General features: G+C 31.1%; 15 protein-coding genes. 9 read left to right on the forward strand and 6 right to left on the reverse strand.

The genetic code is table 11. The annotated features are described in order from the left end of the window. Positions 1-2: 2 nt before the first annotated feature. The 9 genes from hemN (at position 3) to Q0684_RS03240 (ending at position 9,215) form a co-directional block, all read left to right on the forward strand. On the forward strand, positions 3-1,373 hold the full coding sequence (hemN, locus tag Q0684_RS03200; RefSeq protein WP_299012598.1) for an oxygen-independent coproporphyrinogen III oxidase: 1,371 nt from the start codon (positions 3-5) through the stop codon (positions 1,371-1,373). Between the two features lie 598 nt (positions 1,374-1,971). Next, positions 1,972-2,148 carry a cbb3-type cytochrome oxidase assembly protein CcoS gene (ccoS, locus tag Q0684_RS03205; protein ID WP_299012599.1) on the forward strand — a complete coding sequence of 59 codons (177 nt, stop codon included), beginning with the start codon at positions 1,972-1,974 and terminating at the stop codon, positions 2,146-2,148. A 10-nt stretch (positions 2,149-2,158) separates the two neighbouring features. Further along, entirely contained in the window at positions 2,159-4,333 is a 2,175-nt protein-coding gene (ccoN, locus tag Q0684_RS03210; RefSeq protein ID WP_299012600.1) for a cytochrome-c oxidase, cbb3-type subunit I, read from the forward strand. A 5-nt stretch (positions 4,334-4,338) separates the two neighbouring features. Further along, positions 4,339-4,503: a CcoQ/FixQ family Cbb3-type cytochrome c oxidase assembly chaperone gene (locus Q0684_RS03215; protein WP_298763292.1), complete on the forward strand. Its 165-nt coding sequence runs from the start codon at positions 4,339-4,341 to the stop codon at positions 4,501-4,503. Positions 4,504-4,522: 19 nt separating this feature from the next. Further along, the gene (locus Q0684_RS03220) at positions 4,523-5,395 is read left to right on the forward strand and encodes a cbb3-type cytochrome c oxidase N-terminal domain-containing protein (protein ID WP_299012601.1); all 873 of its coding nucleotides are present in this window, start codon (positions 4,523-4,525) and stop codon (positions 5,393-5,395) included. Between the two features lie 11 nt (positions 5,396-5,406). Beyond that, the gene (gene ccoG / locus Q0684_RS03225; protein WP_299012602.1) at positions 5,407-6,828 is read left to right on the forward strand and encodes a cytochrome c oxidase accessory protein CcoG; all 1,422 of its coding nucleotides are present in this window, start codon (positions 5,407-5,409) and stop codon (positions 6,826-6,828) included. Positions 6,829-6,946: 118 nt separating this feature from the next. Continuing rightward, positions 6,947-7,393 carry a FixH family protein gene (locus Q0684_RS03230; RefSeq protein ID WP_299012603.1) on the forward strand — a complete coding sequence of 149 codons (447 nt, stop codon included), beginning with the start codon at positions 6,947-6,949 and terminating at the stop codon, positions 7,391-7,393. Further along, positions 7,393-8,091 (forward strand): sulfite exporter TauE/SafE family protein, encoded by a 699-nt coding sequence (locus Q0684_RS03235; protein ID WP_299012604.1) that lies wholly within the window; start codon positions 7,393-7,395, stop codon positions 8,089-8,091. Before Q0684_RS03230 ends, Q0684_RS03235 begins: the two co-directional genes overlap by 1 nt. Positions 8,092-8,225: 134 nt before the next feature. Further along, complete coding sequence (locus tag Q0684_RS03240) at positions 8,226-9,215, forward strand: type IX secretion system membrane protein PorP/SprF (protein ID WP_299012605.1); 990 nt, start codon at positions 8,226-8,228, stop codon at positions 9,213-9,215. On the opposite strand, the gene murI is transcribed toward Q0684_RS03240, so the two are convergent. The 6 genes from murI to Q0684_RS03270 all read right to left on the reverse strand — a co-directional run bounded on the left by murI (position 9,212) and on the right by Q0684_RS03270 (position 15,480). After that, the gene (murI, locus tag Q0684_RS03245) at positions 9,212-10,000 is read right to left on the reverse strand and encodes a glutamate racemase (RefSeq protein ID WP_299012606.1); all 789 of its coding nucleotides are present in this window, start codon (positions 9,998-10,000) and stop codon (positions 9,212-9,214) included. The two genes, Q0684_RS03240 and murI, sit on opposite strands and share 4 nt — an antisense overlap. A gap of 65 nt (positions 10,001-10,065) precedes the next feature. Then, positions 10,066-10,602, reverse strand: coding sequence for an OmpH family outer membrane protein (locus Q0684_RS03250; RefSeq protein WP_299012607.1), 537 nt, complete (start codon positions 10,600-10,602; stop codon positions 10,066-10,068). A 36-nt stretch (positions 10,603-10,638) separates the two neighbouring features. Next, the gene (locus Q0684_RS03255) at positions 10,639-11,430 is read right to left on the reverse strand and encodes an OmpH family outer membrane protein (protein WP_299012608.1); all 792 of its coding nucleotides are present in this window, start codon (positions 11,428-11,430) and stop codon (positions 10,639-10,641) included. A gap of 63 nt (positions 11,431-11,493) precedes the next feature. Then, positions 11,494-14,049 (reverse strand): outer membrane protein assembly factor BamA, encoded by a 2,556-nt coding sequence (gene bamA / locus Q0684_RS03260; RefSeq protein WP_299012609.1) that lies wholly within the window; start codon positions 14,047-14,049, stop codon positions 11,494-11,496. Between the two features lie 7 nt (positions 14,050-14,056). After that, positions 14,057-14,800 (reverse strand): isoprenyl transferase, encoded by a 744-nt coding sequence (locus Q0684_RS03265; protein WP_299012610.1) that lies wholly within the window; start codon positions 14,798-14,800, stop codon positions 14,057-14,059. A gap of 2 nt (positions 14,801-14,802) precedes the next feature. Continuing rightward, entirely contained in the window at positions 14,803-15,480 is a 678-nt protein-coding gene (locus tag Q0684_RS03270) for a DUF6089 family protein (protein ID WP_299012611.1), read from the reverse strand. Positions 15,481-15,560: the final 80 nt, after the last annotated feature.

The following is a 15,560-nucleotide window of genomic DNA, read 5'->3' on the forward strand; positions in this document are numbered from 1 at the left end:
TTATGCAGAAATCATTCGTACAAAAATACAACATTCCAGGACCAAGATATACCAGTTACCCAACAGTACCTTATTGGAATAAAGCCGGAATTGAGAAACAAGATTGGATACAATCTTTTCAGAAATCTTTTAAAGAAAGTAATGCAACAGAAGGTATTAGTTTATACATTCACTTACCTTTTTGTGAGAGTTTGTGCACGTTTTGTGCGTGTCATAAACACATTACTAAACGTCACGAAGTAGAAGAGGAATATATAGAAACCGTTTTAAAAGAATGGAAATTGTATGTGGCTTTGGTAGATGAAACGCCTATTGTGAAAGAGTTGCATTTGGGTGGTGGTACACCTACTTTTTTCTCTAAAGAAAATTTAAAGTACTTAATGGATGGCATTTTTGAGAATGCCAAAAGGCATAAAGATGCAGAATTTAGTTTTGAAGGCCATCCCAATAATACAACTAAAGCACAATTACAAACGCTTTATAATTGTGGATTTACAAGGGTTAGTTTTGGCGTACAAGATTATAACGAAAAAGTACAAATTGCCATTCATAGAATTCAGCCTTTTGGAGCTGTTGAGCAAGTTACTAAATGGTCTAGAGAAATTGGTTATACTTCTGTTAGTCACGATTTAATTTTTGGGTTACCACACCAAACTAAAGAAAACGTAATTTATACTATTAATAAGACCAAAGAATTACAACCCGATAGAATTTCATTTTACAGTTATGCACACGTGCCTTGGGTAAAAGGTGTGGGACAAAGAGGTTTTAATGAAGACGATTTGCCAAAAAATGACGAAAAAAGAGAATTGTACGAAATTGGTAAAGAATTATTTGCAGAATTAGGGTACGAAGAAATTGGGATGGATCATTTCGCGCTAAAAACCGACAGTTTATTTGAAGCGACCATCAACAAAACCTTGCATAGAAATTTTATGGGTTATACAGCTAACAAGACTTTGTTAATGATTGGTTTGGGTATGTCTGCAATTTCCGATTCTTGGTATGCATTTGCACAAAATGTAAAAACAGTAAAAGAATATCAACAGTTGGTAAATCAAGGTGAAATTCCAATTTTTAGAGGACATTTATTATCCGAAGAAGACAGAATTATAAGAAAGCATATTTTAAATATGATGTGTCATTTCTCCACTACGTGGGATGAAAAATCGACTGAAATAAAAAATATAGAGAAACATTTAGTATTGTTAGAAGAAATGCAAAACGATGGTTTGGTTTTTATTGATAAAAAAGCAAAAACCTTAACCATACCAGAAGAAGCACGACCTTATGTAAGAAATATTTGTATGGCTTTTGACGTACACTTATTAGAAAATAAGCCAAAAACACAACTATTTTCTATGACTATTTAGGTTTTCTATGTCTTTTCGACCTTGTGGAGAAATCTCGCTAGAACTGTAAACTTTGTGTGAGTTACTTTATGGGACTTCTCTTAAAATCGAAGTGACAAATATTGTGGGCTTACTCAGTCGTTTAAACCATAAAACTAATTAAAACTCAATTTTACCATTTCAATATGAGACTTTTTAGGCGATTGAGAAACCTTACATCCACTTCTCTATTTTGTGATTTCTATTTATTACAAATTAACTAAGTCAGTCTGAGCTTGTCGAAGACCCACGCAATTTAGAACTTTATGAGCAACACTTCGACAAGCTCAGTGTGACTTTTTGCTTTTTAATTGTTTTTAGTTTGTGTTCTATTTTTATTGAATTTTCAGTAAATTAATACTCATAACATCTTGCAATATATACTAAATAAGTCAGTCTGAGCTTGTCGAAGACCCTGTAAAGTTTAGAGTTTAAAAGGTATAATTCTAAATTCTCTTGATACCTTTTAAACTATAAAAAAAAACCTCTTTTTTAAGATAATTTTAAGAAACATGACAATTGTCATATTTTAAAAAAACAATCAAAACTATCTTTGAACTATCAAATTATCAGGCAAGATATGAGCGTAATATACCTACTTCTAACACTAAGTATTTTAGTGGCAATAATATTCTTTATTGCATTTATTTATTCAGTAAAAAAAGGGCAGTATGATGATGCTTACACACCATCTGTTCGTATGCTGTTTGATGATGAACTTGTTATCAAAAAAACCAAAAAACTAACAAAAGATTAAATTTTAAATTATGGAAATGCAACAATTTTATTACGATAATAAAATCGTAAAAAAGTTTATTTACGCAACCTTACTGTGGGGAATAGTAGGTATGTCTGTAGGTTTACTTTTAGCTTTAATGTTTTTATTCCCAAACTTAACAGATGGTATATCTTGGTTAAGCTTTGGTCGTTTAAGACCATTACACACCAATGCAGTAATTTTTGCCTTTGTAGGTAACGCAATTTATGCAGGTGTTTATTATTCGTTACAACGTTTGTTAAAAGCAAGAATGGCTAGTAACTTTTTAAGTAACTTTAATTTTTGGGGATGGCAAGCAATTATTGTAGCAGCAGCTATAACACTTCCATTAGGGTATACATCATCTAAAGAATATGCAGAATTAGAATGGCCAATAGATATTGCCATTGCTTTGGTTTGGGTAGCTTTTGGTGTAAACATGATTTGGACAATCTTACAAAGAAGACAACGTCACTTGTATGTAGCAGTTTGGTTCTATTTAGGAACTTTTGTAACAGTTGCAGTATTGCATATTTTTAATAGTTTGGCATTACCAGTTGGTATGTTAAAATCATATTCTGTTTACGCAGGTGTGCAAGATGCATTAGTACAATGGTGGTATGGTCATAATGCAGTTGCTTTTTTCTTAACCACTCCGTTTTTAGGTTTAATGTATTATTTTGTGCCTAAAGCAGCAAACAGACCAGTTTATTCTTATAAATTATCTATCGTTCACTTTTGGTCTTTAATCTTCATTTACATTTGGGCAGGACCACACCATTTATTATACACAGCTTTACCAGATTGGGCACAAAATTTAGGAGTTGCCTTTTCTGTAATGTTAATTGCACCATCTTGGGGTGGTATGATAAACGGTTTGTTAACCTTAAGAGGTGCTTGGGATAAGGTAAGAACAGACCCTGTTTTAAAATTTATGGTGGTGGCAATTACCGGTTATGGTATGGCAACTTTTGAAGGGCCAATGTTATCACTTAAAAATGTAAATGCAATTGCACACTTTTCAGATTGGATTATTGCACACGTGCATGTTGGTGCATTAGCATGGAACGGATTTTTAGCATTTGGTATGTTGTACTGGATGATACCAAGATTATTTAAAACCACTTTATATTCTAAAGCATTAGCAAACGTACATTTCTGGATTGGTACTTTAGGTATTATTCTATATGCATTACCAATGTATGTAGCAGGTTTTGTGCAAGCTTCTATGTGGAAACAATTTAACCCAGATGGTTCTTTAGCTTACGGTAACTTTTTAGAAACTGTAAACGAAATTATACCAATGTATTGGATGCGTGCCATTGGTGGTAGTATGTACATTGTAGGTGCAATTGTAATGTTGTACAATGTAGTTAGAACTGTAAAAGCGGGTAGTGCTGTTACAGATGAATTGGCAGAAGCAGCAGCTTTACCAAAAGTACCAAAATACAGAACAAAAGGGGAAGCATACCACACTTGGTTAGAAAGAAAACCAGTAAAATTAACCATTTATGCAACTGTAGCTATTTTAATTGGTGGTGCTGTACAAATTATACCAACTTTATTGGTAAAATCTAATATACCAACAATTAGTAGTGTAAAACCTTACACACCTTTAGAGTTAGAAGGTAGAGATTTATACATAAGAGAAGGTTGTGTTGGGTGTCACTCTCAAATGGTAAGACCTTTTAGAAGTGAAGTAGAACGTTATGGAGAATACTCTAAAGCGGGAGAGTTTGTTTATGATCATCCATTTTTATGGGGAAGTAAACGTACTGGGCCAGATTTACATAGAGTAGGTGCAAAATATTTAGATGTCTGGCATTTCAAACATATGTATGAACCAGTAAGTACTTCTGAAGGTTCTATTATGCCATCTTATAAATGGTTAATTAGAGATAGATTAGACAAATCTTCAACTCAAGATAAAATGAGAGTTATGGTTTCTTTAGGTGTACCTTACTCAGAAGAAGAAATAGTAAGTGCAATGAAAAGTATGGATTTACAAAGCTCTGAAATTGCAGAAAATTTAATGAAAGATGATGATATTAAGACGTCAATGACAAATAATAACAAAGATTTTATTCCATTAAAAGATAGAGAAATTGTAGCTTTAATTGCTTACATACAACGTTTAGGAACAGATATTAAGGTAAAGGAAGAACAACAAATCAGTAAAAAATAAAAATTATGTTTAAGTTTTTAAAAGGACATTTAGAGAGTATTACTGGTATAGAAATTTATCCAATAATATCGTTAGTTATATTTTTCACCTTTTTTGTAGTCTTGTTTTGGTGGGTGTTTACCGCTAAAAAAGAATACATCAATAAGGTAAGTCAAATGCCATTAGATTAATTATTAAGCTTTAAAAAAAATGAAAAAATCTTTTCAATCTACAATATATGTAGTTTTTGTAATTGTTACGTTTATAGCACTTGCAAAATCGTTTATGGTGTACGAAAACCCATTTAGTATTTATGAGAATCCATTAGTTTGGTTGGCTTTAATTGGTTTTATTTTAGTAGTTGTACTAAAAGAAATGGTAAATGTTATTGCCATTAAAAAAGCAACTGAGCTACAAAATGAAAAAGATGGCGTTGTTGCTGAAGATCCAAAATTGTGGATTAAAAATTTATTGGCAAAATGGACTAGAGCTAAAGAAGTTGAGCAAGAAGAAGAAATTATTTTAGACCACAATTACGATGGTATTAGAGAGCTAGACAATACATTACCACCATGGTGGGTGTATATGTTTTATGCAACCATGGTTTTTGCAGTAGTCTATTTGGTAAGGTTTCATGTTTTAAATGACGATAACCAAATAATGGAGTATGACAAAGCTGTTGCGCAAGCAAAAATGGAAGTAAGCAAATACAAAGCCACTGCTACCGATTTAATTACAGCAGAAAATGTAACCTTATTAACAGAAGCATCAGATTTAAGTAGAGGTAAAGCTGTTTTTAATTTAAACTGTGCTTCTTGTCACTTAAAAGATGGTGGTGGACAAATAGGACCAAACTTAACAGACAAAAACTGGATTTTAGGTGGCGGAATTAAAAACGTTTTCAACACCATTTCTAATGGTGGTAGAGATGGTAAAGGTATGATTGCTTGGAACAAGACGCTAAAAGCAGCAGATATGGCAAAAGTAGCTAGTTATGTATTGTCTTTACAAGGCACAACGCCTGCAAAAGCAAAAGAACCACAAGGTGAAATCTGGGAAGATACAGTTGAAGAAGAAAAGTAATTTTTTAAAAAATGGAAACACCCAATAACGAACAATTTAGAGATAGTATTGGTACTATTACTGCTGATGGAAAGCGTTCTTGGGTTTTTCCTAAAAAACCTAGTGGTAAATTTTACAAATACAGAAGTTTAGTAAGTTACCTGTTATTAGCATTTTTACTGTCTGCGCCTTTTATAAAAATTAATGGTAATCAGTTTTTATTGTTTAATGTTTTAGAACGTAAATTTAATATTTTTAGCTTTCCGTTTTGGCCACAAGATTTTTATTTGTTGGTGGTTTCTATGATTGTTGGGGTAGTTTTTGTTATTCTATTTACTGTAATTTTTGGTCGTATTTTCTGTGGATGGATTTGTCCGCAAACCATTTTTTTAGAGATGGTTTTCAGAAAAATAGAATACTGGATAGATGGTGATAGAGGAAAACAAATTCGTTTAGACAAACAACCTTGGAATGCCGAAAAAATTAGAAAACGACTTCTAAAATGGTTTATCTTTTTTGTGATTTCCTTTTTAATTGCAAACGTATTTTTAGCCTATTTAATTGGTGGCGATACTTTGATAAGTTACATCACAGGAAACCCTTTAGATAATGTTAGTACACTAATATCATTAACCATTTTTACTTGTGTTTTTTACTTTGTATTTGCGTGGTTTAGAGAGCAGGTTTGTATTATCGCTTGTCCTTATGGTAGGTTACAAGGCGTTTTATTAGACAATAAAACCATTAACGTTGCTTACGATTATAAACGTGGAGAAAGAGAGGAAGGAAGATCTAAATTCAAGAAAAATGAAGATAGAGAAGCCTTAGGAAAAGGAGATTGTATAGATTGTAAACAATGTGTAGTAGTTTGCCCAACAGGTATAGATATTAGAAATGGTACACAATTAGAGTGTGTAAATTGTACGGCTTGTATAGATGAATGTGACCATATAATGGAAAGCATAAATTTACCAAAAGGATTAATTCGTTATGCAAGTGAAGATAATATTGCAAAAAAGAACCCTTTTCAGTTTACAGCAAGAATGAAAGGTTATTCTGCAGTATTATTAATTTTGGTAGGTATTTTAATTGGCATGTTATTTTTAAGAAATGATGTGGAAGCTACTATCTTAAGATTACCAGGTCAATTATATCAACAAAAAGAAAATAACATTATTAGTAATGTTTATACCTTTAAAGTGATTAATAAAACATCTAAAAATATAGAAGATGTGAGTTATAAAATTTTATCTCATAAAGGTGAAATAAAACTGGTGTCTAATCATAATTTTGTGGTTCCAAAACAAGGTTTAGCAGAAGGTACTTTGTTTATAGAACTAAATGCATCCGCTTTAAAAAGCGATAAAGATAAACTAGAAATAGGCGTTTATAGTGGTGATAAATTGATAGAAACTACCATAACTAATTTTCTAGGACCAAGGAGTTATAAATAAGTTGGTAGTCATTAGTGGTCAGTTCGCAGTCGTTAGTTTTGAGAAATAAAGAATACCGTAAAATTATCATTTCGACGAAAGTAGAAGTCTCATTATCAAACAGAAAAAATAAAAAATTATGAAATTTAATTGGGGAACAGGAATTGTAATTGCCATTATAGGTTTTATAGCCTTTATTATGTATTTCGTAATTACAATGAGTACAGACAATACCTATAGTCATGATTTGGTTACAGAGAAATACTACCAAAAAGAATTAGGCTTTCAAAACGAAATTGATGCAGAAAAAAATGCCAATAATTTAAAAGAAAAAATTACAGTTCAAAGAACTGCAAAAGGTTTACAAATAGCATTCCCTAAAGATTTTGCCCCTAACAAAATTAAAGGAAAAGTGTTCCTATATAGACCATCTAATAAACAATTAGATTTTGAAATACCTATTTCAACTTCTAATACATATTTGCTCGTGCCTGAGAAACGTTTAGTAGATGGTCGTTGGAACATTAATATAGGTTTTAAATATAAAAATAAAGAATATCTAGTTAAAAAAGAAATTGTGTATTAATGTTTTTATCTGCGCTCATATTTGGTTTATTAGGTAGTTTCCACTGCGTGGGAATGTGCGGGCCTATTGCTTTTATGATGCCAATAGACAGAGTAAATAAAACAAAAGGTTTTTTTCAAATACTAAGTTATCATTTAGGTAGATTATTAACCTATAGCCTTATTGGGTTATTATTTGGGTTTTTAGGAAAGGGATTTTTCTTATTTGGTTTTCAACAGCAAATTTCTATAATAGCAGGTATTTTAATGATTGCTTTTATCGTTTTTCCAAGATTGTTTAAAAAAATAACGTTTTCTGCTAAACTTACTTCTATTATAGGGAAACTTAAAAATGCTTTAGGTAAAGAATTAAAAAAGAAAGGAAATGATACTTTTTTTACCATTGGTTTTTTAAACGGTTTTTTACCTTGTGGGTTGGTTTATATGGCTCTTTTTGGTGCTTTAGCTACCACAAATGCTTTTTCTGGTAGTTTGTATATGTTTTTATTCGGTTTAGGAACAATTCCATTAATGACTTCTGTAGTCTATTTAGGTAACTTTACAAAAGGTGCTTTTCGTAAAAAATTGCAAAAGGCAATACCTGTTTTAGTAGTTTGTATAGGTCTTCTTTTTATTATACGGGGTTTGGGTTTAGGAATACCTTATGTTTCTCCAGCCCCGGTTTTAGATTTAGTTGCATCTGGTAAAATTTGTCATTAGTATTTTTTAGAGTAATCAAACACAATAAAAAAAAGATTCAATTGTTTTATTAGTGTGTTAAAAGTACATTATAAAACTCCATAGTATCAATAAAAACAATATATTTGATTCTTTTCTTAAAAACGATAACTTTAATGAAGTTAATTTACATAAGATTTTGCCTTTTGTGCATTTTTTTTCTTTCTGTCAAAGTTCAGGCGCAACAGACACTGCCAATTTATTTAGATTATTTATCAGACAATATTTTTTTAGTACACCCTTCTGCGGCAGGTATTGGTAATTCTAGTAAATTAAGACTAACAGCAAGACAACAGTGGATTGGAGTACCTAATGCACCTGCATTGCAAACGGCTAGTTTTCATACAAAATTAGGAGAAGATACAAATGCCGGTTATGGTTTGGTGTTGTTTAACGATAAAAATGGTTTTCATTCGCAACAAGGTGTACAAGGTGCTTATGCTTATCATTTACCTTTAAGCGATGGTAGAATTTTTGAGCAGTTATCTTTTGGTTTGGCATTTACCTTCGTTCAAAATCAAGCAGATCAAAGAAGTTTTACAGGAGATAGACCAGGTGTAATTAGTCAGATTATAGAGAGTACAAGTTATTATAATGCAGATTTTAGTGTGGCTTATCACAGAGGTGGCTTGTCTAGTTACTTTACGGTAAAAAACTTGTTTTTAACAGCTAAAAATAATTTGAATATACAAGAGCCACTAGATTTAAGAAATTATATTTTGTCTGCGGGTTATTATTTTGGTGAAGGTAATTTTTTACAATTTGAGCCTTCTTTTATGTTGCAATTTAGAGAGGGTACACAAGAGCGTCTTGGGGATTTTAACTTAAAAGCTTATCGTAATTTTGAAGACACACAACTTTGGGCTGCTATTTCTTACAGAGCAAACTTTGATGCAAATAGTGTTGATAATTCTTCTTTTTTATCGCCAGTTTTAGGAGTTAACTACAAAAATTTTATGTTTTCTTACACGTATACCAGGCAATTGAATGAAATATTATTTGCAGATAGCGGTTTTCATCAAATTACTTTAGGTTTTAATTTATGGACAAGAAAGCCTAGAGCTGCAGCTTGCCCGAATATTAACTCACTATTTGGTAGTTTTTAAAACTCACGCTCTATAATTGTTGTGTGCTTTTTAGAAATTAACTGTTCTAAAACACCTTTATTTTTATTGATAAATAATACATGCTTAGCACTAGCCTTTGATTGATTTTGTAGGTTGTGCTTATTTAGTACTGCTTTTGTTTGTCTGGCAACGGCTTCACCAGAATCTATAATTTGTATTTTAGTACCTACAATTTTTCTAATATGGTTTGTTAAATACGGATAATGTGTGCATCCTAACACTAAGGCATCTATATTTTCTGCTAGCATAGGTTGTAAATAGGTATGTAATAAGGTTGTAATTTCCAAGGAATTCAATTTGCCATTTTCTATAAGTTCTACTAAACCTGTACCAATAGTTTCTTTAATAATAATATCATTTTTTAGACTATTTGCTGTTTTTTCGAACAAAGTGCTGTTAAGTGTGCCTTTTGTAGCTAATATGCCAATTTTTTTAGTCTTTGTAATTAATGAGGCAGGTTTTATTGCAGGCTCTATACCTATAAATGGTATGTTATAGTTCTTTCTTAAAAAGTTTATGGCATTTGTTGTTGCTGTGTTGCATGCAACTACTATTGTTTTACAGTTTTGTTCTAAAAGAAATCTTGTATTTTTTACACACAATTGTATAATTTCTTCTTTGGTTTTTGCTCCATAAGGCGCATTTTTACTGTCTGAAAGGTATATTGTATTTTCATTTGGTAATAGAGTAGTTACTTCTTTCCATATAGAGGTACCACCAACACCAGAATCAAAAAAACCAATGGCATTTTTAGAGCTATCCATAGTAGTAAAAATAAAAAAACCTACTTTAAAAAAGTAGGTTCTAAAATTTTATTTTTAAATTAGATTTATTGCCCAGCTTGTTGCTGTGGTAATGGCTTATCTGCTAGTAAACCTAATTTTGCCTTTACAGCAGCATAAAGATCTTCTCCTTTTTTTACAATTAATGATTTTTCATCAAAAACATATAAAATACCTTTTTCTGCAGCAATGTCTTGTATTGCTTTTTCTGCTTTCTTAACAATAGGTTGTAAGCCTTCATTTTGCTTTACTTGCATTTCTTGGTAAGCAGCTTTTTGTGCTTGTTCTAACTTTACTCTGCCCATTTGAACTTCTTCTGCTCTTTTTTTATTATTTTCTGCAGTTTGAGTTTTTTCTTCTGCGCTATATTTTTGAAATTTGTCTTGTAATTTCTTTTGCATACCTTCTATTTCACTTTGGTATGTTTTTCCAATTTTTTCTAAAGTAGCTGTAAGTGCTCTAGTTTCTGGCATATTATCTATTACTCTTTGGTAATTTATATGGCCTATTTTTTGTGCATTTGAAATACCCGCTACTCCTAAAGTAAATACAGCAATTAATAGTAAAGTTTTAAAATTTTTCATTCTTGTTTTAATTTAATTATTATTCTTGTCTTATTTCTATTTTTGATCTTCTTTTTGGGCTTTCTTTTTCTTAGCTTCTTCTTTTTTCTTTTTTATCACTTCTTTCTTTTTTCTAAGTAAAGCTCGTTTTTCTTCTCTTTGTTGTAATAGTTTTTTTCTTCTTTCTTCTAAGGCTTTTTTCTTAGTCTCTTGGTCTAAACGCTTTTTTTCTAAGAGCTCTTCTTTTTTAGCTACAGCAGCTTTTTGTGCTGCAGATAATTCTTTTGGTTTGTTTTGTTCTTGTCTTTTTTCTTTCTTTTTATCTACTAATCTCGTTCTATCTATAGTTGCTAAAACTAGTTCGCTAATATCGTATTTTTTATTGGAATATAGCATTACTAAATCACTAGATTTATCAAATACAAAATCATATTTTTTTCTGGCGGCTATAGTTTGTATGGCATTATAAACTTGGTCTTGTATAGGTTTTACCAATTGTTTTCTTAAAGTAAACATATCTCCATTAGGACCAAAATACAAAGATTCTAAACGTCTAAATTCATCTTGCTTTAAAGTGATTTCTTCTTCTTTTTCTTCAATTAAATCTTTAGTTAAAATCGCTTTTTCATTGGCCAAATCTGTTTTTAAAACCTCTATAAAACGTGCTTCTTTGTCTAATTGTTTTCTCCACTTTACTACTTTTTCATCTAAAGTATTTTGTGCTTCTAAATATTCTGGAACATTTTCTAGAATGTATTCCATATCTATATAGGCAATTATTTGATTTCTTTGAGACCAAGAAGTACTAACAGTAAGTAAAAGAACTATTGAATAAAAAATATTTTTCATTTGTTGTTTATTTAGAAAAAACCGTGCCAAAAAAACTGTTAGCGTTACAAATGTACAGTTTTTCTAGAATTGTCTTCCAATTATAAAATGTGTTTGCCAGCCAGATTTTTCTATCTGTCCTGGTAATGGATCGAATCCGTGACCTAAATCAATACCTAATAAACCAAAAGCAGGCATAAAAATTCTAACACCAAAACCGGCAGAACGTTTTAATTGAAACGGGTTAAACTCTTGAAAATTGTCATAAGAGTTACCGGCCTCTAAAAAACCAAGGGCATAAATAGAGGCAGAAGGTGCATCTGTTATAGAGTACCTAAGTTCTAATTGAAATCTATTATAAATTGTTCCACCTTCAACAGGAGATAGTCTATTATTTTCATAACCTCTTAAACCTATAACTTCTCTACCATCTAATTGAAAAACGGGAATACCATCTCCACCAACAAAAAATCTTTCAAAAGGGGTTTGCCCTAGTTCTTCATTATAAAAACCTAAATAACCAAATTCTGCATTAGACATTAAAACTAATTTATCTGTAAAAGAGGTATACCACTTTCCTTTAAAATTTAATTTATAGTATTCTAACCACTTAAATTTGTCTGCTAAAAAATCGTTTTGTTGTTCTTCTGTTAAACCTTCTGGTTGTGAAAAGTCTTTATTTCCGAATAAAGAATAAGGGATTGTTGCTTTTACACCAAAAGAAAATTCAGAACCGTAGGTAGGAAATATTAAACTTGGCCCTGCAGAGTTTCTAGTAAGGTTTAAGTTGTAAGATAAATTATTTAATGTACCATTATTTAAAATATTATTACCAACTCTAAAATTGTAATTTTTTAATTGAAAACTTTGATATGAAATAGTTTGTGATAATTGAAAAAAGTCATCTGGCCAATTTAAACGCTGCCCTAAACCTACAGAAGCACCAGTAATACCTAATCTTTGGTCTCTAGCCACATCAAATGTTTGTGGGTTTATTTGAAATTGATTGGATTGGTAAATAGAAAACGACAACGACTTTGGTGTTCTACCACCAAACCAAGGCTCTGTAAAAGAGAAGCTGTAGGTGCTAAATGTTCTACTAGTTTGTAATCTTAAAGATAGGCTTTGCCCATCTCCCATAGGTAATGGTTTGTATGCTTCGTTATTAAATATATTTTTAATAGAAAAATTATTAAAAGATAAACCTAACGTACCAATAAAAGCACCACCACCATAACCACCTTGTAGTTCTATTTGGCTACCACCTTGTTCTACTACATTAAAATTAAGATCTGCAGTTTTGTCTTGGTAGTTGGGTATAACATCTGGTGTAACATTTTGGTCGAAAAACCCCAATTGCCCAATTTCTCTAATAGATCTAATTATTGCACTTCTGCTAAATAAATCTCCTGGTTTTACACGTATCTCTCTAAAAAGAACATGATCATTTGTTTTATCATTACCGGCTACTGTTACTCTTTTTATTCTAGCTTTATCGTCTTCTCTAATTCTAATTTCTACAGTAATCGAGTCATTTTCTACCTTTGTTTCTACGGTATTTACTTGCGAGAATAAGAAACCATTATCTTGATATAAAGTAGATATATCTTTAGAGGTAGGTGTATTATCTCCATTAACACGTTCTTCTAAAACAGCACCATTATAAACGTCTCCTTTTTCTATTCTTAAAATATTTTGTAGTTGTTCGTCTGTATATTCTTTGTTACCTACAAATTTAATTTCTCCAAAGCGATATTGTCTACCTTCTTCTAAATTGATGTTTATATCTATAGTATTATCATCATTCCAAGAAATTCCTTCACTTAAAATACGTGCATCTCTGTAACCCAATCTGCTGTATTTATCTAAAATACTCTCTAAATCTTCTTGATATTCTTCTTCTAAATACTTAGAACTTTTCCAGAAACGTCCAAAGAATTTCTTCTTGGTGTTTTTCATGGCTTTTCTTAACCCACTGCCACCTACGGCATTATTACCTGTAAAATTAATGTTCTTAATTTTTATTTTTTTTCCTTTATCAACAAAAATAGACAGGTTTACTGCATTGATATCTGAAGAGTCTTTTTTTACGTCTAAAGAGACTTTTGTTTTTAAAAACCCTTTGTCTGTGTACTTCTTTTTAAAATAATTTTTTGTGGTAACAATTAGGTTATCGGTAACCATTTCACCTTGCTTTAACTCGGCTTCTTTAATAAGTTCTTTTGCTTTAGATTTTTTTAAGCCATTAAGTGTTACTTGGTTTAGTTGTGGTAATTCTTTAACATCTAATTGTAAGTAAACTGTATTTCCATCGACTCTAGCTAAATAAACATCTACATTACTAAATTGTTTACTTTCATACAGTTTTTTTATGGCGCTTGTTAATTTGTCTCCTGGTAATCTTAAGGCTTGGCCGTATCTTAGTCCTGTAAAAACACGCACGGTTTCTTCGCTAAATTTTTGTAAACCAATTACAGAAATGCCTCCAAGTATGTATTCTTTTCCTTTTTCGTAAGAAATGTTAGGAGTAGAAATAGGTTCTGTTTTTACTGTAGGTAAACTATCTGTTTTAACCTGTGCTTTTGCATTGTAACTAAAAAATAGTGCTAAAAACACTATTGTTGCAGAAAATAATTTCATAAAAAATTTATTCTGTAATTTGTTCGCTTGTTTTTCCAAATCTTCGTTCTCTATTCTGGTAATCGATTATGGCATCGTAAAAATGCTTTTCTCTAAAGTCTGGCCAAAGTACATTTGTAAAATATAATTCGGCGTAAGCCATTTGCCATAGTAAAAAGTTACTAATACGTTGTTCTCCACTAGTTCTAATCATTAGATCTACTTGAGGCAAATTAAATGTATATAAATGGTTATTAATAGTGTTTTCGTCTATTTTTTCTAGAGTTAGTTCTTTATTAACAACTTTTTTAGATATGTTTTTGATAGCATTAACAATTTCTTCTCTTGCGCCATAGCTTAAAGCAAGTGTTAACACAATTCTCTTATTTTTTTTAGTTATTTCTATAACTTCTTTTAAAACTTTTCTTGCTTTATTAGGTAAACTATCTATTTTGCCTATTGCATTAACGGCTACTTCATTTTCTTGAAAAGTTGTCAATTCTTTTTTAAGAGAACTTACCAAAAGACTCATTAGAGCATCTATTTCTAGTTTTGGTCTTTTCCAGTTTTCTGTAGAAAAAGCATATAACGTAATGGCTTCAACACCAATTTTAGCGGCACTTTCTATAGATTCTCTTACAGCGGTAAGTGCATTTTTATGGCCAAAAACCCTAGACATTCCTCTACCTTTAGCCCAGCGCCCATTACCATCCATTATAATGGCTACATGTTTGGGAACTCTTTCTAGGTTAATGTGTAGTTTTTTATCCATATTTATAAACCGTTTGTGTAACAAGCAGGTCTTCCAAAAGTGTAAATTAGAGAAAAGCCTGTAAATACAAACCAATCGTTTGAGGTTCCTTCTACATTTACAGCTGGTATTTGGTCTGTAGAATAATCTAAATCGTCTTGAAAAGCATATCTTATTTTCGATTCTAAAGAAAAGGCAAACTTACCAAATAATCTTGATTTAAAACCCACACCAATTGGGGCTGTAAAAGCGGTGTTGTTCGTATAAATAAATTCTCCTGGTTGCACCTCACTTTGTACTGTTCTGTAATTAAAGGCAGCAAATTCTATGGTTATGTAAGGTGTCCAGCTTTTATCGTCTGAATAAACGTCGTATTCATAAAAATTAAACTCTAAACCAACAGCCAATTCGTTTATTACATTATCAAAATTAAAGTTTCTGTTTTGTCTAAAATCTGTGTCTGCATCTAAATCATTGCCGCTAATTGGTAAATAACTATAAGTTGCTTTTAAGGCAATTCTAGGATTGTAATTATACTTAAAAAAAACATTGCCTGCTACTTCATTAGGATTAATGTAGGTTGTGCTACCTACATCACCAATGTAGTTAGCGCCTCCTAAGGTAACACCAACTTCGTATACTTGCCCTGTAATTAGAGAGCTAAAACTTAGTAATATAATAAGTAAAAAACAGTTTTTCATCTTAAAAAATAGCGAGCAAATATAGGGAAATGAATTTGCTTTATAAAGTTAATATTCAGTCTTTTTTGAATAACTATTTT

It is taken from the genome of uncultured Polaribacter sp. (genome assembly GCF_947503875.1).
Classification (GTDB): domain Bacteria; phylum Bacteroidota; class Bacteroidia; order Flavobacteriales; family Flavobacteriaceae; genus Polaribacter.